Origin of the sequence: uncultured Planktomarina sp. (assembly GCA_943788425.1) — a bacterium.
Classification (GTDB): Bacteria; Pseudomonadota; Alphaproteobacteria; order Rhodobacterales; family Rhodobacteraceae; genus Planktomarina.
In genome coordinates this window covers 246607-267577 of the sequence record CALSQF010000004.1, presented here as the reverse complement: position 1 = coordinate 267577, position 20971 = coordinate 246607, and the positions used below count along the sequence as shown (strand labels likewise).

At 50.0% G+C, this 20971-nt stretch carries 20 protein-coding genes; 9 read left to right on the top strand and 11 right to left on the bottom strand.

Translation table 11 applies throughout. The annotated features are described in order from the left end of the window. Window positions 1–58: 58 nt before the first annotated feature. The 6 genes from ABLW18_RS04555 to ABLW18_RS04530 all read right to left on the bottom strand — a co-directional run bounded on the left by ABLW18_RS04555 (window position 59) and on the right by ABLW18_RS04530 (window position 7451). Entirely contained in the window at window positions 59–1279 is a 1221-nt protein-coding gene (locus tag ABLW18_RS04555) for a VWA domain-containing protein (protein WP_347823668.1), read from the bottom strand. Next, on the bottom strand, window positions 1279–2166 hold the full coding sequence (locus ABLW18_RS04550) for a MoxR family ATPase (protein WP_347823823.1): 888 nt from the start codon (window positions 2164–2166) through the stop codon (window positions 1279–1281). Before ABLW18_RS04550 ends, ABLW18_RS04555 begins: the two co-directional genes overlap by 1 nt. A 66-nt stretch (window positions 2167–2232) precedes the next feature. Continuing rightward, window positions 2233–3024 (bottom strand): FAD binding domain-containing protein, encoded by a 792-nt coding sequence (locus ABLW18_RS04545; protein ID WP_347823667.1) that lies wholly within the window; start codon window positions 3022–3024, stop codon window positions 2233–2235. Between the two features lie 12 nt (window positions 3025–3036). Continuing rightward, complete coding sequence (locus ABLW18_RS04540) at window positions 3037–5397, bottom strand: xanthine dehydrogenase family protein molybdopterin-binding subunit (protein ID WP_347823666.1); 2361 nt, start codon at window positions 5395–5397, stop codon at window positions 3037–3039. A gap of 11 nt (window positions 5398–5408) precedes the next feature. Continuing rightward, on the bottom strand, window positions 5409–5891 hold the full coding sequence (locus ABLW18_RS04535) for a (2Fe-2S)-binding protein (RefSeq protein WP_347823665.1): 483 nt from the start codon (window positions 5889–5891) through the stop codon (window positions 5409–5411). Window positions 5892–6233: 342 nt separating this feature from the next. Further along, window positions 6234–7451: an FAD-binding domain-containing protein gene (locus ABLW18_RS04530; RefSeq protein ID WP_347823664.1), complete on the bottom strand. Its 1218-nt coding sequence runs from the start codon at window positions 7449–7451 to the stop codon at window positions 6234–6236. Between the two features lie 49 nt (window positions 7452–7500). Between ABLW18_RS04530 and ABLW18_RS04525 the strand changes: the two genes are divergently transcribed. From ABLW18_RS04525 to ABLW18_RS04490, 8 genes are all read left to right on the top strand, one after another. After that, on the top strand, window positions 7501–9162 hold the full coding sequence (locus tag ABLW18_RS04525) for a cryptochrome/photolyase family protein (protein WP_347823663.1): 1662 nt from the start codon (window positions 7501–7503) through the stop codon (window positions 9160–9162). Beyond that, complete coding sequence (locus ABLW18_RS04520; protein WP_347823662.1) at window positions 9159–9632, top strand: DUF3429 domain-containing protein; 474 nt, start codon at window positions 9159–9161, stop codon at window positions 9630–9632. The genes ABLW18_RS04525 and ABLW18_RS04520 overlap by 4 nt, the downstream gene beginning before the upstream one ends. 74 nt (window positions 9633–9706) lie before the next feature. Next, window positions 9707–10912, top strand: coding sequence for a multidrug effflux MFS transporter (locus ABLW18_RS04515; protein ID WP_347823661.1), 1206 nt, complete (start codon window positions 9707–9709; stop codon window positions 10910–10912). Between the two features lie 125 nt (window positions 10913–11037). Further along, window positions 11038–11235, top strand: coding sequence for an NAD(P)-binding domain-containing protein (locus tag ABLW18_RS04510; RefSeq protein WP_347823660.1), 198 nt, complete (start codon window positions 11038–11040; stop codon window positions 11233–11235). Then, the gene (locus ABLW18_RS04505; RefSeq protein ID WP_347823659.1) at window positions 11232–12131 is read left to right on the top strand and encodes an aminotransferase class IV; all 900 of its coding nucleotides are present in this window, start codon (window positions 11232–11234) and stop codon (window positions 12129–12131) included. The genes ABLW18_RS04510 and ABLW18_RS04505 overlap by 4 nt, the downstream gene beginning before the upstream one ends. Before the next feature lie 316 nt (window positions 12132–12447). After that, a complete protein-coding gene (locus ABLW18_RS04500; protein ID WP_347823658.1) occupies window positions 12448–13071 on the top strand; it encodes a hypothetical protein in 624 nt (207 codons plus the stop codon). A gap of 32 nt (window positions 13072–13103) precedes the next feature. Further along, window positions 13104–13412 (top strand): DUF3764 family protein, encoded by a 309-nt coding sequence (locus ABLW18_RS04495; protein ID WP_271538787.1) that lies wholly within the window; start codon window positions 13104–13106, stop codon window positions 13410–13412. A 25-nt stretch (window positions 13413–13437) separates the two neighbouring features. Continuing rightward, window positions 13438–13713 carry a hypothetical protein gene (locus ABLW18_RS04490; protein ID WP_347823657.1) on the top strand — a complete coding sequence of 92 codons (276 nt, stop codon included), beginning with the start codon at window positions 13438–13440 and terminating at the stop codon, window positions 13711–13713. 739 nt (window positions 13714–14452) lie between these two features. Here the strand turns inward: ABLW18_RS04490 and ABLW18_RS04485 are convergent. The 5 genes from ABLW18_RS04485 to ABLW18_RS04465 all read right to left on the bottom strand — a co-directional run bounded on the left by ABLW18_RS04485 (window position 14453) and on the right by ABLW18_RS04465 (window position 19408). Continuing rightward, the gene (locus ABLW18_RS04485; RefSeq protein WP_347823656.1) at window positions 14453–15130 is read right to left on the bottom strand and encodes a glutathione S-transferase family protein; all 678 of its coding nucleotides are present in this window, start codon (window positions 15128–15130) and stop codon (window positions 14453–14455) included. Window positions 15131–15377: 247 nt separating this feature from the next. Continuing rightward, complete coding sequence (locus tag ABLW18_RS04480) at window positions 15378–16055, bottom strand: nitroreductase (RefSeq protein WP_347823655.1); 678 nt, start codon at window positions 16053–16055, stop codon at window positions 15378–15380. A 245-nt stretch (window positions 16056–16300) separates the two neighbouring features. Further along, window positions 16301–17377, bottom strand: a complete 1077-nt coding sequence (locus tag ABLW18_RS04475; protein ID WP_347823654.1) for an MBL fold metallo-hydrolase — start codon at window positions 17375–17377, stop codon at window positions 16301–16303. A gap of 971 nt (window positions 17378–18348) precedes the next feature. Next, the gene (locus ABLW18_RS04470) at window positions 18349–18849 is read right to left on the bottom strand and encodes a hypothetical protein (protein WP_347823653.1); all 501 of its coding nucleotides are present in this window, start codon (window positions 18847–18849) and stop codon (window positions 18349–18351) included. A 4-nt stretch (window positions 18850–18853) separates the two neighbouring features. Next, window positions 18854–19408: a histidine phosphatase family protein gene (locus ABLW18_RS04465; protein WP_347823652.1), complete on the bottom strand. Its 555-nt coding sequence runs from the start codon at window positions 19406–19408 to the stop codon at window positions 18854–18856. A gap of 285 nt (window positions 19409–19693) precedes the next feature. Here ABLW18_RS04465 and ABLW18_RS04460 point away from each other — a divergent pair, with 285 nt between their 5' ends. After that, on the top strand, window positions 19694–20863 hold the full coding sequence (locus ABLW18_RS04460) for an MFS transporter (protein ID WP_347823651.1): 1170 nt from the start codon (window positions 19694–19696) through the stop codon (window positions 20861–20863). Window positions 20864–20971 lie beyond the last annotated feature (108 nt).

Below are 20971 nucleotides of genomic sequence, written 5' to 3'. Positions count from 1 at the left end.
GGGGCATCAATCACCCCGTACAATGCACAAACGGACGCCGCATGTGAGACGCTCGCCCTCATCCAAGCAACCGCATCAAACGCGCCTTGTGATCGACACTGCACCGGCCGTTCAAATGATCTGAAAGATCTTGCAAACTGCCAAGATTGTGGCAGGCCACCAGTGAGGACACATGCGGCAGCATGGCTTTGATGCCTGCGGCCTGCGGCGAGAATTGGTCCCACCGCAGCAAGGGATTAAGCCATATCAGCTCCCGGGCTTGCAGGGCCAGTCGGGCGATTTCTCCTTCAAGCGCCGCAAGTCCCGACCGCTCAAGCCCGTCACTTATGAGTAATACCACAGCCGGGGCTGACAAAACCCGCCGGGCCCAGTCACGATTAAACGTCCCAAGGCTTTCGGAGATGCGGGTGCCGCCCTCCCAATCCCGCACATGTTGACCGATCGCCGCCAGAGCAGCATCGGGGTCTTTAATGGTCAGCTGAGGCGAAATATTATGCAGCTGAGTGCCGAAAGTGAAGCCATGCACTGCGGCCCAGTCCGATCCACGCGCCTGTGCGCAGGAATGGATAAAATGCATCATCATCCGGCTGTATCGGGTCATGGATCCAGAAATATCACATAGCACCACGAGATTGAGCTGTCGGGGCTTTGCCCGCTGCCTTGGCAAAGCAAGGAGTTCACCGCCACTGCGCCGCGCCTGTTGCAGCGCTTTTCGCTGGTCAATCCGCAAGGCCCGAGCCACCGTCTCAAAACGCCGCCCCGCCAGCTGTGGCAAATCCAACCGCAGGTTTCCAATGGCCTGTTCGGCCTGGCGGATTTCTGCGGCATTCATAGCCTCAAAATCTTTTTGCATCAGTTTCTCCACATCCGAATGAGAAAACTGCGCATCCATTTCCAGCTGCTCTTTCGGGGGTGCATCGCGCGGCTTTCCCCCACCTGCCGCCATTGCCTCGGCGGCCCTATTCTGCGCCGGCTTCATGGGTCTCTCAGCCGAAGGTGCCGTGATCACAGGCAGGAGGTTCGTGATCATATTTTCCAAGAAATCAGGATCGCGCCAGAACATTGCAAAGACTTGGTCAAATATCAGTAGATGCTCTGGCCGGGTCACAATCATCGCCCGTAGGGTGGTGTGAAAATCCTGCCGGTTGGTGAAGCCAACCAGCTGCACCGCCCGCAGGGCCTCCAGAACTTGCGCCGTTCCGACCGGCACGCCGGCCCGGCGCAAGGCGCGGCCAAAATAGACGATATTGTCCGGCAATCTGCCTGCGGCATCTGCCATTACAGCGCCTGCATATCTTGCCGAATTTGCTCCAAAATACGCGTCGCAGGGCCCCCGGTGATCTTGGCAATATCATCTTGATATTTCAGTACCGCACCAATGGTGTCTGTGATCACATCGGGTGAGAGTGCCACAACATCCAGCGCCACAAGGCATTTGGCCCAGTCCAACGTCTCGGCCAGTCCTGGCCGCTTGAACAGCTCTTCCTCACGAAGCTTTTGGATGAAAGCCACCACCTCGCGGCTTAAATCGGCGTTCACCTCTGGCAGGCGGGCACGCAAAATTTCCATCTCGCGCTCGAACCCCGGGTAATCAACCCAGTGATACAGACAGCGGCGCTTCAACGCGTCATGCACCTCACGCGTGCGGTTTGAGGTCAAAATCACAATCGGCGGCTCTGGGGCTTTGATGACGCCCAGCTCTGGTACGGTAACTTGAAAATCAGAGAGCGCCTCCAACAAAAACGCCTCAAAAGGTGCATCTGTGCGGTCAATCTCATCGATCAGCAACACCGGCGGCCCAGAGGGATGAGGCTCAACCGCCTGCAACAAGGCACGTTTGATCAAGTATTTTTCTGAATATATGTCGCCCTGCTCAGCCCCATTGCGCATTGCCAGCATTTGGCCGGCGAAATTCCATTCATAGACCGAGCTGCTGGCGTCTAACCCTTCATAGCATTGCAAGCGGATCAAATCTCGCCCAAGACCTTTGGCGATCACCTTAGCCAATTCTGTTTTACCGACGCCTGCTTCACCCTCCAAAAAGATTGGTCGATTGAGCGTCAGGGAGAGGAAGGTCAAGGTCGACAAAGCACGATCGGCCACATAGCCTTCAGAAGCGAGCAGAGCGGTGGTTGCGTCGATGGACTGCGGCAAGTTTTGCACGATATCTGCCCTGTAAATTGGCAACACCAACCCCAAAAATGGGGTTGGTGTGTAAGGTTTGTGAAAGATCTAGCCCAAAGCGCGTTTGGCCATGACCTTGATCAGATTAGCGCGATACTCCGCATTTCCATGAAGATCAGACAAAAGCCCGTCCGATGAGATCTCGACCCCATCAACAGCAGAGGCCGACCAATCCGTACTCAAGGCAGCCTCCAGCGCGTCATGGCGATAGACCCCATCTTCACTCGCGCCGGTCACAGCAACCCGTACGCTGCCCTCGGCTGATTTGGCCACAAACACGCCAGCCATTGCATAGCGCGACGCCGGATTAGGGAACTTGCCATAACCACCTTTCGCAGGGGCGGTGAAGCTGACGGCGGTGATAATCTCATCCTCTTCCAAGGCTGTGGTAAACATACCTTCGAAAAAATCATCGGCCGCAATTTCACGAGAGGTGGTGTGAATCCGCGCGTTCAAGGCTAGGGCAGCTGCTGGATAGTCAGCCGCCGGATCATTATTGGCCAAAGACCCGCCAATCGTTCCGCGATGACGGACAGCGGGATCGCCGATATTGGCCGCAAGTTTACAAATCGAAGGGCACAGCGCTGCGAGACCGGCATGTCCCGCCACTTCTGCATGGGGTGTCATCGCCCCAATGGTGATCTGATCACCCGCAATGGTAATCCCGCTAAGATCCGCCGCGCCGCTTAGATCAATCACATCTGTCGGATTGGCAAGTCGTTGTTTCATGGTGGGGATTAAGGTTTGCCCCCCCGCCAATATTTTACCATCTTCAGAGGTGTTCAACAGGGCGGCAGCCTCTTGTGCGGTGGCCACTTTATGAAAATTGGTCTCATACATCGTCCAAACTCCTTATTCAGCTGCTAGTTTTTGGCTCACATCCTGCAACGCGGCCCAAACCGCAGAGGGAGTGGCCGGCATTGAAAGATTGTTATTGCCGATGGCATCCGTGATGGCGTTGATCACCGCAGGCGGCGAACCAATCGCACCGGCCTCCCCACAGCCCTTCATCCCAAGCGGGTTTCCGGGACAGGTGGTCGAGGCGTGATGCACCGAATAATTTGGCAAATCATCGGCGCGCGGCATGGCGTAATCCATATAGCTGGCCGATAGCTGTTGACCGGCCGCGTCATAGACAACATTTTCAAGCATCGCTTGGCCAATGCCCTGCGCGATACCGCCATGCACTTGGCCTTCCACAATCATAGGGTTGATGATGGTTCCAAAGTCATCAGAGGCCACAAATTGCACCACTTCCGTCACCCCAGTTTCGGGATCCACTTCGACCTCACAAATGTAACACCCCGCTGGGAATGTGAAATTGGTCGGGTCATAAAAGGCGCTTTCTTTCAGACCAGGCTCCATGCCTTCGGGGATATTATGGGCCGTATAGGCTGCAAGACCAACCTCATGCCAGAGCATCTGTTTGTCAGTGCCAGCCACTTTGACTGCCCCACCTTCGATCACGATATCATCCTCGCCGGCTTCAAGCACATGAGCGGCGATTTTCTTGACCTTAGCTTCCACTTTATCCATCGCTTTCACAATGGCAGACATGCCGACAGCACCGGAACGGGAGCCATAGGTGCCCATACCAAATTGCACCTTATCGGTGTCGCCATGGACAATTTGGATGTTTTCCGTCGGCAAATCAAAACGTTCCGCCACGATCTGCGCGAATGTGGTTTCATGCCCTTGCCCGTGGCTGTGCGAGCCGGTGAGGATCTCTATGGTGCCCACGGGATTGACCCGAACCTCTGCGCTTTCCCAAAGACCGACCCCTGCTCCAAGGCTACCAACCGCAGCCGAAGGCGCGATGCCGCAGGCTTCGATATAATTGGAGTAGCCCATCCCTCGCAGCTTACCACGGCTAGCCGCTTCGGCTTTTCTTGCGGCAAAACCCGACACATCTGCGGCCGCTTGAGCTTGCTTCAAATTGGCGTCAAAATCACCGCTGTCATAGGCCATTATCACAGGCGTTTGATGCGGGAAGCTGCGCACGAAGTTCTTGGCCCGCAGCTCGGCAGGGTCCATGCCCATTTCACGCGCCGCCGTTTCCATGATGCGTTCAACCACATAACAGGCCTCTGGACGCCCTGCTCCGCGGTAGGCATCGACCGGCACGGTATTGGTGTAAACCGCCTGAACATCGCAATAGATATTTGCAATATCATACTGACCTGACAGCAAAGTCGCGTAGAGATAGGTCGGCACAGCCGAGCTAAACAGGGACATATAAGCGCCCAAATTCGCCTTAGTGTTGACCTTCAGCCCCACAATCTTGCCTTCATTGTCAAAACCGATTTTAGCGGTTGTGACATGATCGCGCCCTTGGGCATCTGTGAGGAAGGCCTCTGTGCGATCTGAGGTCCATTTCACCGAACGGCCCGATTTCATAGAGGCCCAAAGGCACGCAATCTCTTCGGGATAAATATAGATCTTGGATCCAAAACCGCCGCCGACATCAGGCGCAATCACCCGCAATTTATGCTCTGGCGCGACGTTATAAAAGGCCGAGAGCACCAAACGAGCCACATGGGGATTTTGACTGGTGGTATAGAGCGTGTAATGGTCTTCCGCCTCGTTAAAGGTGGCGATGGCGGACCGTGGCTCCATTGGATTGGGTGCCAAACGATTGTTGGTGATTTCCATCTCCGTCACATGCGCCGCAGAGGCCAGAGCCGCGTCAGTAGGCGCCAAATCCCCGATCTCCCAATCAAAGATCACATTTCCAGGGGCATTATCATGAATTTTCGGCGCATTTGGGGCCAAAGCCTCAACCGAACCGACGACAACCGGCAGCTCCTCGTAAGTCACAACCACCGCCTCAGCAGCCAATTGAGCCTGTGATTTGCTATCTGCCACAACAATCGCGACGGCATCGCCCACGTAGCGCACTTTCTCAGTAGCCAATGCGGACCAAGCTCCCATATTCATGGGGGTGCCATCTTTGGAGGTAATACCCCAGCCGCAGATGATGTTGCCAATGCCATCGGCCACCAATTCCGGACCAGTTAAAACGGTTTCAACCCCCTCCATGGCCAAAGCCGCAGAGGTGTCCAGCGAGACAATCCGCGCATGTGCATGCGGGCTGCGTACAAAGGCAGCATAGGCCTGATTGGCCTCGATGATATCGTCGGTATAACGGCCTTTGCCGGTTATGAATCTTTTGTCTTCTTTGCGCAAAACGCGCGCGCCAATTCCTTCTGACATATCCCGTCCCCCTATGCTGACGTCATCTTGGACGCACCGTCCGAGATGGATTTCACAATGTTATGATAGCCGGTGCAGCGGCAAATATTGCCTTCAAGCTCATGGCGAATATCATCCTCCGTCAATGTTTTGCCTGCGGCTTGATAGCGTGCGACCATATCGGTTGCGGTCATAATCATGCCCGGGGTACAAAATCCGCATTGAAGACCATGATTTTCTTTAAAGGCGATCTGCATGGGATGCAGGTCATCTTTCGATGTCGCCAATCCTTCCACCGTCGTGACCGACGCACCTTCAGCGCTGGCCGCGAGCATGGTACAAGATTTCATCGCCTTGCCGTCCAGGTGAACAACACAGGCGCCGCATTGGCTAGTATCACAGCCCACATGGGTCCCGGTCAGTCGCAAATGATCCCGGATATAATCAACCAACAAAGTGTTGCCGGCAACATCACGAGATACCGATTTGCCGTTCACAGTCATCGTAATTTTCATTCATTTTCTCCCTAGTCGTAGTCTTTATTTTTAATATTTTTATCTTACGCCACGTCTTTGGCCCATGTGTTACACGCAGTCTCGTTATAGGATGCTGAGCATCAGGCTACGCGCAAACGGCAGGACACAAAGATCAAGTCATGCGCCCCCCAATTTATAAACAATGAGTTAAGCGCTGCAGCATTAAGGTCTTGTAAGCTAGCTTATTGCATTCGTTTCATTATGCAAGGCGCGACTTTCCCAAACCATCGCGTCGGCGGCCATCGCCCGCCTCAAAACTGGCCAGCCAGCCGCAGATCTGGCAGGCGATCTGCTGGGGCGCAGATACTCGGCGCCCTGCGCTCACAAAGAAATTAAGCGCAAGAACTTCGGAATTTGTTTTTTGACCTTAAAAAATCCCGCGGTCGCATAGGGCCAGATCGTCGCATCCCAATCGCGGCGCCATTCAGCCAAAGAAATGCCCGCCGCATCGAGCTCTGGTTTGGCACGCGCGAGCCAATCGCGCAGCGGGCCAACAGGCACATAGGGCGTGACTATTTGCTGTGCGCCCGATTGCAACGCCCATTGCGCCAGATCGGACGGCGCGCCAATCTGCAAAGCGGTGACCGCAAGGCCTGATCTTTGCGCTACGTCAGCCAACGCCTCCGCCTCAAACTGCGCCACAAGCGGCGCTGTGTCACGCGGCGAGCGCAGCGAGCTTGCTGCCAAAGTGGCCACTGTGGTGCACATCAACTCTTGCACGGGAAAATCTTCGATCTGGCAATCTTCCTCGGTCAACAATAGCGCAGTCGGAATGTGCTTTTGCGGCGCGATCGGCACCCTTGGCGCTTTGCACTCAGGCAACCCATCAGGCTCAAGCGCCTCCAGCCCGGCGGCGCTCTGCGTCAACTCCTGCGTGCGCGGCACAAAGCGCTCTTCGGTAAAGCGCGCAATATTGCCCGCTTGCGCCACATAGGGCTTGCCGCGCGTGTGCAGACCCGCGACCCAACGCCAGCTCAAAGTATTGGAAGCGGGGTCCCCATCCAATAAATTCCGCAAAAAAAAATCTGCCCCAAGACGCCATGGCAATTTCAGCGTAAAGATCCAAATGGAGGCAAACCACATGCGCGCGTGGTTATGCAGATATCCGGTCTCAATCAGCTCTGCGGCCCAACTGTCGAAATAGGCCAACCCTGTTTGTGCCGTTTCGGCGGCCTGAACCGCGTGACGCAGCCCCGCATCCGCGTCCAGTGCAGCTAAGTCTTGCCGCAGCCCGCCCGCATAGCGGTCCCAGACCTCTGGCCGCTGCTCCAACCAACCCTTGAAATAACTGCGCCAAATCACCTCATCAATGAATTTGGCAGAGGCTTCGGCCCCCTGCGCTTTAATGGCCGTGGCGATAACCTCCTGCTCTGTTATGAGCCGGCGCCGGATGTAAGCCGATAGCATCGAGACATCCCGATGCGCACCCAACCCTCGATCAAAATTGCGCCCTTGAGCATAATCGCGCCCCATTCTTGCAGAAAATTGTTCAAGCCGCGCCAGCCCTACCGCGCGGGTTGCTGTAATTGGATGTGTCATCGCCAGCTCCTTTGTTGCTATGGAAATATAGCGACAAGCCGATAGTGCAATGCGCGCGGCGCCTATCACGAGACAAAAATTGCCGCCCGGCGTTGCAGCGAAGTCAAATCAATCTAACTCACCTTTTGAGGGTCGGCTCTACCCATGGCAAAACGGAATTGGTGACACTTTGGCGGTATTACGCGTAATCTTGGGCGATCAGCTTAGCCCGACAATTTCTTGTCTGCACAATACCGACAAGGACAGAGATACGGTATTGCTCTGTGAAGTCCAACAAGAAGCCACCTATGTCAAACACCACAAAAAGAAGCTGGTCTTCATTTTTTCCGCCATGCGGCATTTTGCACAAGAGCTGCGCAATGCAGGTTACCGGGTAATCTACCACAAGCTTGATGATGCAAAATCATTTTCACGTTTTTCAGACGTGGTGATCGGCGCGACGCAAAGGGCAAGTTTTGATGAAATAGTCGTGACAGAGCCCAGTGAGTATCGTGTTCTAGAGGAGATAAAGCTTTGGCCTGGGCTGCTAAATTTGCCGGTTGATATTCGTCCTGACACGCGGTTTTTAGCCAACCATAGCGATTTTGAGACCTGGAGCGCTGGGCGTAAATCTTTGCGGATGGAATATTTCTATCGTGAAATGCGCAAGCGTTACATGATCCTTATGGACGGTGACCAGCCGGTCGGAGACCAATGGAACTTTGACAGTGAAAACCGAAAACCGCCTAATTCGGCCATCGTCATTCCCGATACGTTTCACCGCGCGCCCGATGCCATCACTCAAGAGGTCTGCGCTATGGTTGAGCGATTGTTCCCCGACCATATGGGCGCCGCCGCCCCCTTCCATTTCGCAGTAACCGCCGAGACTGCGCGCGCGGCGTTGCAGCAATTTATTGACGAACGCTTGACCTTCTTTGGTGACTACCAAGATGCCATGCTGCAAGATGAGGCTTGGATGTTCCATGCGCATATCGGGCTCTATCTCAACACCGGCTTGCTGCTTCCGCTAGAGTGTATTGCCGCCGCCGAGCAGGCCTATCATCGCAATCAAGCGCCTCTCAATGCAGTTGAAGGCTTTATTCGACAGATTTTGGGTTGGCGCGAATTTGTACGCGGGCTCTACTGGCAAAATATGCCTGGCTATGAACGGCTCAACTTTTTTGATGCCCAGCGCGATCTGCCTGACTTCTACTGGACCGCTGACACGCCAATGAACTGTCTGCGCCAATCGGTACAAGATACGATTGATCATGCCTATGCGCATCACATCCAACGGCTCATGGTTTTGGGCAATTTTGCGCTTCTGGCCGGTATCTTGCCCGCGCAGGTCAATGATTGGTTTTTGAGCGTGTATGCCGATGCCTTTGAATGGGTCGAGCTGCCGAATGTGTCTGGCATGGCGCTCTTTGCCGATGGCGGCAAATTGGCCAGCAAACCCTATGCCTCTGGTGGGGGCTATATCAATAAGATGTCTAATTATTGCAAAGGCTGCAGCTATAGCGTTACGGTCAAAAACGGCCCAAAGGCCTGCCCATTTAATTATCTCTATTGGGATTTTCTCGACCGTAACCGCACCAAGCTGCGTACAAACCCACGGGTCGGCATGATGTACCAAGTTTATGATCGCATGGGCGCTGACAAACAGCAGGCGATCCGATCTGATGCCGAACAGTTTTTTAACGATCTCGCAACCAAAGACCACAGCCCATGAATATTCTCGAGAGCCGCGCCTTTCAGACCCAAATCCCAAGCGCACCTCGGTGGCTTGGCCTGGCAGGCGTGCTGCCCTTTGTTTGGGGCGCCATAAGCGCTTGGAGCGGCGAGCTTGCCCGGCCGGTCGCCGACTGGCTCGGCACCGGGTTTATTGGGCGCGGCCTACAGCTGACCTATGGCGCGGTAATCTTATCGTTTATGTCCGGGGTTCTGTGGGGTTTCGCCTGCAAAGCAGCTCAGCCCAAAGCTCCCTTGCTTTTCAGCCTTTCAACCCTTCCAGCGCTCTGGGCGGCTTTCCTTTTGGCCAGTGCGGCACCTATGCAACCCATATTGCTGATCGGCGGCTTCGTGGCGCTCTTTGGTCTTGATATTATGTTCTTTCGCTACAGATTAACGCCAGATTGGTGGCTTAAATTGCGCGCGCTGCTGACGGCTTTGGTCTTGGCATGTTTGGGTATCGCCGCTTAAGATTGCGCAGCAGGTGTTTACTTTTCAGTCAATTCCCACGACTAGCCTACAAACACATTTAAGTCTGGATAGTCATGCGGATCTCAACTCCCGAATTTATCGCGCTTATGGCGATGCTGGTCGCCACAGTTGCCATCTCGATTGATGCGATGTTGCCTGCGCTGCCGGATATCGCCGCAACACTGACACCGGAGCGCCCCAATAACGTGCAGTTGATTTTGTCGAGCTTCATTGTTGGCATATCTGTGGGCACATTGATCGTCGGCCCGCTGTCGGACAGTTTTGGCCGCAAAACCGTAATTTATTGGGGCGCTGGCCTTTATATTTTGGCCTCCATCATTTGTATTTTTGCCAGCAATCTTGAGACGATGATTATCGCCCGCCTCTGTCAAGGCTTTGGCGCTGCCGCCCCGCGTGTTGTCTCCCAAGCCTTGATCCGCGATCTTTACTCTGGGCGACAAATGGCGCGGATTTCCTCTTTTGTAATGATGATTTTTTCCATTGTACCCGCGCTCGCCCCTTTGCTCGGAGCCGGATTGATCTCAATTTTCGCATGGCAATCGATATTTGTGATTTTCATTTTATTTTCAACCCTCAGCACCGCTTGGACCGGATTGCGCATTCAAGAGCCCTTGGCACCAGAGCAGCGCATCCCCTTCCGCAGAGACGCCTTTCAAGCCGCCTTGGTCGAGATTTTTTCCCTTGGTATGGTGCGTATTTCGATGCTGACCATGGTGTTTGCCTATGCGATGCTGTTTTTGAGCATCCTTATGGTGCAACAGATCTTCGATCAATTTTACGGCCGCGCTGACAGTTTTCCGCGATGGTTCGCTTTAGTGGCTGGTCTATCAGCCTCGGCCAGTATTCTAAACTCCATGATCGTCATGCGCCTCGGGATGCGCCGCCTAATCAGCGCGGCTTTGCGCATGCAGATCGTCTGGAGCCTCGGGATGCTGGTGCTCTACGCGCAAGGACTAATGGCGGGCAATCTTGGCTTTGCACTTTTCATCTTTTGGATTTTTGGATTGTTTTTTCAAGCTGGAATGACCTTGGGCAACCTCACAGCTTTAGCTATGGAACCACTCGGTCATATCGCCGGAACGGCCGCCAGCGTCACCAGCGCCGTCGCTACCTTGGGCTCAATCCTTTTGGCCACCATCGCCGGGCAATTTTTTGATGGCACACCGTTGGTGTTGCTTATCGCCATCTTTGTGTGGTCAATTTGCGGATCCCTCAGCGCGCATCGCTTGAAAAGATTTGACCGCACAACGGCATTTTAGGATGTGTTCGCTACAGCAGGCAAGCCGCGCCCGCCCAAAGGCGACGACTTGACAAGGGCGCTTATTTTCACTCCAGTTTCACACATGAAAGCGCATCCCAGCAACACCGTCACTAAGGATAAGTCATGAATAATTCAGCAGAGACGATCGGATTTATAGGCGTAGGCCTCATGGGGCACGGTATTGCCAAAAACCTCTTACTTGCGGGCTACCCAGTCTATGTGCTGGCCCATCGTAATCGCGCGCCCATTCGGCAGATCTCCGCAAGGCGCTCAAACTGTCGTTACCGGGGTTTCGCACCCCATGAAAAGGCAATGAGATGAATTATTCGGCCGGTGCGGCGTGGATGGAGGGTAAGGTCATACCGGTATCGGAGGCCAAAATTTCCGTCTTTGATTGGGGTTTGACGCGCTCCGATATTACATATGATGTTGTCCATGTCTGGGAAGGCGCATTTTTTCGGCTGGAAGACTACTTAGATCGCTTCATGATTTCGATGAATAAGCTGCGACTTGATGTGGGCATGAACCGCGCTGAGATAAAGGCCGCCTTGGTTGAGTTGGTTGCCACATCGGGTCTAAAATCAGCCTATGTTTCCATGGTGGCCTCCCGCGGCACGCCGCAAATTGCGGGCACGCGTGATCCCAGAGCCTGCACCAACCATTTTTATGCCTGGGCCGTTCCGTTCATCTGGGTGATCCCGCAAGAGGTGGCTCAACGTGGCGTGCATATTTCTGTTGAAGAGAACCTGAGGCGCATTCCCCCTCATTGCATTGATCCTACTGTTAAAAACTATCATTGGGGCGACATGACCGCCGCCCTGTTTAATGCGCTCGATGCCGGCTATGACACCACCGTATTACTCGACACGAACGGCTATATCACCGAAGGCCCAGGCTTTAATATTTTCGCAGTTATTGACGGAAAAGTACGGACACCCAGATCGGGAATGCTCGAAGGCATTTCCAGAAAAACCGTCTTGGAAATTTGCGTCGACCTTGGCATCCCCTGCGCAGAGACCGACATTAGCCTTGATGAGTTCCTATCAGCCGATGAGGTTTTTACCGCAACCACAGCCGGTGGCCCGGTCCCTGTGACAAGGGTCAACACAACTATTCTGGGCAATGACACAGCCAGCCCACTCACGGCTCAAATTCTCCAAACCTACTGGGATTGGCACAATCGGGCGGATTTGACTGAGAAAGTCACCTACGTTTAAATCCCGCTCTACATCTGATTTGCCACTAGCAATTGGCGCCGTTTTGATTAACCGTTCTTTGATAGATTGCCTCCCGGCTGGTTCCGCATCACTCTGACAGTGTTAAGGAGTGCGGCGCCGATGCTTCAAACTTTGGGATTGCTTCTAGGCTGTCAACTTGCAGGCGAGTTCGTGGCGCGCGGATTTTACCGCCCGCACCTCGCATAATGCTCCACTAGGCCACAATTATTCCAACCACTTCAAGATTTAGACTTGAACGAAAGTAATGCGAAAGGTTTTTTGTACGTAGCGGGATATTAATCTTAGGAGCTAACAAATGTCGGAAAATTTCTACGTCAATACAGTTGGAGCTGTACCAGCTGGCAAACTATCAGAAGCTGTTTCGCTAGGTGTAACACTTGCTGAGGAGTCTAAAGCAGCTGGATCAACTAGAGCTAGCGTTGGTACCATAATGACCGGCAACAACGCAGGCAGCGTAGTCTTTCAGCAATTCTTCCAGTCTCTGAACGATTTTGCAAATGTGATGGATGCCTTCGCTACATCAGACACTTACGGCAAAATAATGGGAACTGGATTAACAGTCACGAGTCGAAATATAGCAAAATTTTGCGACGTACCTTTTGATGCACCGGCTAACCCTCAAAGAAAATATGTCATTTTAACACGCGGAAAATCTCACATCTCACAACCGGAGTTAATGGAATTGATGGCAGAAGCATCCCCTATGTTTGCAGAGACTGGGGCGCAAACTTTTAGGTTTGCTAGAATAATGACAGGCAATAATACAGGCGATTTTCTATTGGGTGTCACCTACCCGTCCATGTCAGAAATTGAAGCGACGTACGACGCTATCGCCAGTAACCCTGTTGCTGCAAAAATCTATAACGCACTTGATGTGAATCTTAGAACCATAATCAAGGTTCAAAGTACGGCGATGTAAAATTAGCAGCATTGCATTAGGAGGAGATAACAATGCTTGTGGTAACAACAATACGTTTATCGAAAGGCTTTCAAGCGTGGAAGGACATGGTGCATTCCGTTGGAGATAAGATGAAAGAACACGGGATGACTTTTGTTTTTGCTGGAACGCAAAAAGATGATGACAGCATGCTACACACAGTCATTCATTTTGAAAGTGAAGCACACCTTAAGAGTTTCAGCGAGGATCAGGAACTTACACGTTTAAGAGCGGAAGCGGGAGCAATAGTGGAAACAGGTACTTTTACACCAATCACAGACGAAGCGTTTATTAATTATCCTATGGTCTTAAATTTGAAGTAAAGGAAACCAAGCGATGCACGTGAGCATGTCACACTGGGAAGCGCCAGAAATTACTGATAATATGTACGAAACAATGCAAAAACATTTCATGCCGATGATAAAATCATTAGGCGCAACGCAATGTTTTGAAGTTCAGACAAGTGATACGACGGTGAGCATCATTGCCGTATACCCTGATGAAGTAACTTTTATAGAAGCATCCCAACGAATAGCTGAAATACGTTCTGAAGGGTCGGATACCTTTGGAGCAACCCTGATCAAGGCAGAAGCTGGGCCAATGGTTGCGAGCGTCGGAATTTAATTCGCTCTTTCGCGCCGACAATAGAGAAACCTTCTCAACAGCATCTAGCCCTTCGGTACATTTTCTGTACTGGAGGCTCAAAATTTAACTGCTGCACTTCCCAAATTATGAAAAAGAAGGGACCTTTGTCACAAAAAATGTGAGAGCAGGACATATCCCTATAAAAGGGCGGCTGCTTTTGGCCCCCCCCCTCTCCCATTGAGAGGCAAGCAAAGTGACTTTCCCTAGCTAATACCAGCACCATCCATAGCAGCATCTGAGGCGCCTCGATAAACGATCAGGTACGTATCGTTACCCTCCACGCCGCAGTTGTTACATTTGGCTCATCCAGCTCTCTGACGTACCTCGTGGGCTGTGATGTTAATCAATATAACCACTCTACAATTAGAACTAGACTGAAATTACAAAAATTCATGAATTAGCAGCACTCCGTAAGGTCCGGAGCAAGTCCTCTCAAAGGGTCTCCCAACCTGTAGTCAGAGGACCAACTAACTTGCCAGTTTTTTTAAATTGAAAAGCTGGCTTTTTTTTGCCTACTTAAAGTGGATCGCCCGTAGGTATCATCCTCAGACTGCCAGAGACCAAACCCATCCGCAAACTAAATCTTTACCTTGGACTCCCACCTGCAAAACGGGCCAGCCCAATTCGTTTGGTTATGAATCTAGGGGTTCCCTTGAGGCTCACACAGAGGCGGGTAGAGTGTGTTAAACGTCTGCACTTGGCTGCTTTTCAGTTCTGATTAAGTTTTGTTAACACCCGTGGGATGCGCTATGCCGTCAATTACAAGTTTTGGCTCTACACCAACATCAACTAGCTCGGGTCGGTTTTTCATATATTCCGACACTTCATCAATGCTTGTCATATCATCTACAAATTCCATTAACCGAGGAAACCCATCTAATAATTTTGGATCAAGCTTTTTCGATAAATCTAAATGATGAAAGCAAGCAAACTCAGCAGCTCTGGGCATGTCATCAACAAAGTACCTTCCATCGTACTTATTCAGATAACGCTCTAAATCGGAAAACCTGCTTTCCAAATCAGATCTCATCGCATCTCTTTTAGCTTTAAAGTCTTCACCAACAGCAAAATTAACGGTTGGATTTAAAGGCGCAAATAACTCCTGCGAACTCTGCAGTATAGCACATGCTTCAGCGGCCTTTTCTGGGTCACGTATAGATAGACCTTTTACTGTTTCGATATAATTCAATATCGCTATGCTCTGACCAATCTGAATTCCATTATCAAGTTCTAGAATTGGCAATTGTTTAAATGGAACCCTTGGTTTTACCTTACTCCACTGATCGCCAAAATGATCCCACGACATCAGATACGTGTACTCTATTCCATAGGCGCGCATCAGCATTTGCGGTGCCTCAGCAAGCGCCCGCATTTTAAAATAAACAAGTTTGATCATTTTGGGTTCCCATTATTAATAGTTCTACATCAGTAGAATAAGCCTATAGACTAAAAATTATTTTTCAAATGCCAAACCTTTTTCACAAAAAATGTGAGAGCAGGACATATCACCATAAAAGAGCGGCTGTTTTTCGCCCCCCCTCCTATTGTGGCTTATCAAAACTTTATTAACCCTGCGAACTGCTATGCCCCCATCCCAAGAACAGGAGCGTTAAGTACTGAGGTCAGAGCTTCACGGTCCAAATTCATTCCTCAAACCCGAGGTATCTTGTGACATTTTCGATAGGCCGTCGGCGAGACACAACTGAATTAGCAACAAACTCCTCATCAGGCCAACCAAGGGCTACACAAGTTAGTATAACTTGATCTTCAGGAATATTAGCTGCTTCGCGCACCACCGGGCTTTGCATGATCCCTTGGCCGTTAATAACGGCTCCAAGGCCCTTGCTCCATGCAGCAAGAACTAACCCATACGTCATCGCTCCAGTATCAAAATGGGCTATTGTATTCTCAAGAAGAGATCGATCAAAACAAACCACGATTGAGACAGGTGCGTCAAACTGACGAAAACCTCTCATGACCCAATCTTGTCGCCGCTCTGCATCCTCTCGCTTGATACCCATAGCTTCAAATAGCTGCACAGCGATCTCGATCTGACGTTTTCTATGTTCTCCCTCATATGCAGCGTAATCTTCGATTTCACGAACAGGGGTCATACCAGCAAGCATCCGCTCTGTATTGCCATGTCTAACAGCTTCGAGAGGCTTTCCCGTTAATACATGTAGGTGCCAAGGTTGAGTATTCATTGAAGACGGCGCTCGATTTGCAAGGGCAATGACATCCTCCAGAATAGATTTGGATACCGGCTCATCCTTAAAGCCCCTAATTGATCTTCGCTCAATCATCGCTTTTTCAAGTTTCATAGATCGCCTCCATGGAAATTAATCGAGTGAATTGCTTCCATCATAGACAGTAACAAGCCCGCTACGCTCTGCAACCTCAAGCGCCATCCATATCAACGCCTGAACCGCCCGTGTAAACGATCTGATACGTGTTGTTACCCTTCACACGCCACAGTTATGGCATCTGGCTCCCTGACGCACCTCACGGACTATGGTATGAAAGCTTCTGACTAAAGAAAGAGTAGCTAACCGTTGTGGTGTGAATTTCAAGTGGGAAGCTTCCAAACCTGTCCAGGTCGTAGCGCAATAAACTGGTCTTGATCGAGTGCTTGTTGTTTTAAAGCTGCGTCGAGAGCTTGCTTGGGGGCATCAACTGCTTCATTGGTCAACTGAAATGTACCCCAGTGGTGCCCTAGCCCATAGCGTGCCTTACACAATTGCGATCCGGTTAGTGCCTCTTGTGGATTTTGATGTGAAGATTTCATAAACCAACGAGGCTCGTAAGCTCCTATTGGTAATATTGCGACATCAACCCCACCATGCTTCTTGGCAACGTCACGGTAATTTTCTCCATTACCAAATCCAGTATCTCCAATATGATAAACTTTATGGTTATCACTTTCGAGAACAAAACCAGCCCATAATGCCATCCTTCGATCATTTACTCCTCTTGCAGACCAATGTTGGCAGGGTTCAAAATGAACTTTTAAATCAGCATTAAATTTAAATTCATCTTCCCAGTCACCGCTTTGGATGTCGGAAGTTCGAATCGCTTTTTTGATAATTGTATCATTTCCCAGTGGCGTATAAATCTTTGGGCTATCTCGTGATACAAGCTTGTTCAAAGTCTCTAAATCGAGGTGATCATAATGATTATGTGTAATAAGTATTACATCAATTTTTGGCAGTGCTTCAAACTGAATTCCGGGAGAATTATGACGTTTTGGGCCAACATAATCTATCGGACTCACTCGCTCAGAGTAAACAGGATCAGTTAAGATATTTAACCCAACCATTTGGATGAGCAGGGTTGCATGGCCGACCATTGTGACCGTGATTTCATCATGAGATAAAGACGGGTCAGGTGATACTTTGGAATAGGGACTGGGATAATTATCTGGCCAGACCGCTCTCTTTTCAAGCACTCTCCATTTCAAAAAGTCAGAAAAGCTTGTCACATGTTTATCTTTACGATTGAAAAAATGGACTCCATCAAAGTGATCTGTAATGGGGCCGCTGTAATAATGGTTTTGTTGGGTAGCATTTAGACCTTTGATGCATCCATACAAGCTTAGACTGAGGGCACCAAATCCGGTCCATTTTAAGAACTTTCGTCTATTCATGATCGAACTAATACCTGAATTTTCCTAATTATGTTGTCGCGTCTAATGAAACGCACCTTTTATGTCCACCCGAGCATTTTATTTTCAAACAAATATTTACCTTGGATTCCCACCTGCAAAACGGGCCAACCCAATTCGTTTGGTTATGAATCTAAGGGACCTGTAGGCTCCGACCGGTTATCTTACACGTCCAATGACGCAGCCAAAATGGAGCGTGTTAGTCAGGAGGATCTTTCCAACGACTGCAATTACCCTGATCAAAGCATGGATAGCCTTCCGTGCATCCAAGCGGTGAGCAACGATCAACTTCAAAAAGCCATCTATCTAACAGCATGTAGCCTGCCCCCAATACCACTGCGGTAAAAAGAACCAAGCGCTGCACGACGCGCTAAAGAGACATAGCTGCAAGATAGCTAAGTCAGAGCTTTACCCGTCAAACCGTCTAGTAGTCGATGCCAGCCTGTGGTTCGAAGATTTTAAGTTGCGACGGGCTGACGATGCCGCAAAACCGGACGCAGTTCGCAAAAGCCTCAACAGGGCGCGGGACTGGCTGCAGGCAAATGATTATATTCGCGAATATGAGAATAAAATCTGGTTTATTGATGACCCGGACGGACAGGACAAATAGCGGACATATCCACTTTGTCCGTCGACACTCCTGGACCGGACAGACACGGACACACCCCTACAGAGGTGTCCAGATGTCCGGGTTGTCCCGTATGATTTGGCATTTATTCCTGCATTCGTTCTTGAGGTGGGAGCGGAGAAGTAGAGGAAGCAATGCATCGGGCTTTCTACGATGAAATGCGTGAGCCTATCTCCAAGATCGACAAAGAAATACTAACTTGGACATACCGCAAGGATGAGGACGATAGTGAGGATTCTACCGCATTAGACGTAGATACAATTATCAGTGGGGATGATGACCTATCAGGATGGAGAGAGAGGCATCAGCTTTGGTATGCCAAACGCTAGACACCCTCAAATTTCTTAAGCCACTCTTTCGCCAACTCAGGGTTGTAGTTGTCGAAACTGAAATCTTCATAGAGGATCGCTAGTCCACGAGCCGCCCAAGTAACGCCATTATTAAATGCTGCATGGTAAAGAGAGGCGGCCCTCTCGAGGTCTTGCGGCATAGCATCGCCAAAATGATAAAGAGTAGCGAGTGCAAATGTTGCCGCTGGGTAATCCATATCGTGAGACAGGCTTATATCATTAATCGCTTGTTCGTATGACCCACCACGTAAATGGCCTCTAGCCCTCAGCAGATAATATCTTGCAACATTATCGTTTTGTTCTTCGATGGCTTCAGTGCAGGCCTTTACAAGCTTGGTACTCTGTATGTCTTGGAACTTCACAGGTTCAGAGGTTGAGAATGGGTCAGCCTCTAAAGACCCAAGAAGGTCACATTCCTCAACGGCATAAGCCTTGTTGGCAAGTACAGAGCAAATGGCTAAGATAATAATACGCATTCAGTCAGTCCAAGCGAAATACTTTTCGTCTCTTTGTGTGAGTATTGTAAGCAACAAACTCTCCACTTCTTACAGATGCTCCAGTAACCGCATTGACAATCACCTGATGGGTCACCAGCAAAGTAACACCGTCGGTGAGTGCCTGAAGCTTGAAGCGTAGCTTTTCAAGTGTATCTTGCTTGTCCGCATAACTCTGGAAAAAAGAGTTCAGACCCGAAAAGGTTGTCCAGTAGCCCAGTTGCATAAGTTCAGTTGTTTCTTTGCAACGACACCATTCACTGGAGAATATGTGGGTGAAACGAAACCCACTATGCTGGATAGCTGCGCCAATATAACTGGCTTGCTTTCTACCCTTGGCGTCCAAATTTCTCTGAGTGTTACAATCACTCAAAGAGAAATTATCTGGATCTCCATAGCCGGGCGCTAATGCATGTCTCATGAAAACGACATTGGCATCAACTGCTGCTATTGCGTTTGTGAGGTTGTTTTGACTTTCAGCAGTGACATGGCTGAAGTGCATCACGAGATATACTAAAACGGGAATTAAGCGCATAGTCATGGTTTTACTTTAACCCCAGCCCCATCCATCGCAATATAAGAGTTACCCGCATAAACGATCTGATACGTGTTGTTACCCTTCACACCGCAGTTATGGCATCTGGCTCTCTGACGTACCTCATGGGCTGTGGTGTTTATGGGACCAAAACACTCCCTCATTTGATATAGATTTTCACTACAAGTTGCCTCACAATAATCATATCAACAAAAAATTGGAGTTGAGTATGCGCACTATCCTCCAAGAGTTAATGACAGCTTTAATTGGCACTATTAAGTTCCGTCTCATATGAGTGAAGTTCTTAATAAACGTTGGTCGATGCTTGTCTTACTTTTCCTGACAAGATTATCTATGGGCTTCCAATTTCAAAGCTTAGGATCAGTCGGTCATGATTTAGTCAGCGGCGTAGGACTTTCAAACTTTCAGCTTGGTTCGTTGATTGGGCTATTTATGCTTCCTGGGTTATTTTTGGCATTTCCTGGTGGTTATTTGGGAAGCTACTTCAGAGACAAGTCAATCATTTCATTTGGTCTAATGTGCCTGTGTGGAGGTGGTTTGATAGTGGTAGCTTCCAATAATTTCAGCATAATGGCGCTTGGCAGAATTGTTTGTGGCGTCGGTTTCGTATTGACCACGATGTATTTCAGTAAAGTTACGATAGACTGGTTTGAGGGGCGTGAATTAGCAACAGCTATGGGCATTTTGATAATAAGCTGGCCTGGTGGCATTGCTTTAAGTCAGGCTATCCATCCATTAGTTTCCTTAGAGGTTGGCTGGAGAGGTGCAGTATCCACTGCGAGTATTTTTTGTCTTGGAAGTGCCGTTATTTTTTACGCTCTCTACAAACCGCCAGAACTCATCCAACCTCACTCCAAGCCAATTAAGCAGGAAAGTAAACTTTCAAAAGAGGAGTGGCGTAAGACTATTTTGGCTGCATTATCCTGGGCTTTTTATAACGCTGGCTATTTAGTATTTCTCAGTTTTGCTTTTTTGGCGCTTATAGAGATTGGCGTGTCGACCCTGACCGCTGCTGCGGCACTCAGTTTTTGCAGCTTTCTAATCATGTTATCAATCCCATTAGGTGGCTTTTTGGCGGACAAATTTTCATTGCACGAAGTCATCGTATTTGTGAGCAGTTTTATTGGAATTGTATCGCTGTTACTTCTACCTTTGGGCAGCTTTTGGTTAACATTTAGTTTCCTATTTGGAGCATTTGGCATGTCTGGTGGTGGAATAATTATAGCACTTGCTGGTCAGGCAATGTCCGCAAATCGTAGAGCCTTTGGAATGGGTATTCTTCAAACTATATATTTCTTCTTTGCTGCAGTATCGCCAATAATAGCTGGCTGGCTTTATGACTATGTGGGTACGTCTAAGTTTGCGCTCGCATTTGCTGCATCGCTTTTCTTTTTTGCATTGTTAACTTACTATTTTTTCATGAAAACTTGTAAAAATTAGCAACAAAATAGAGGGTTAATCGGATGCTCACCTCAACTGACACAGGCTTTCCACGTGCAGTGAAGCTCACACCATCGACAATCACGTAAGATGCGCAACTACTGTTCC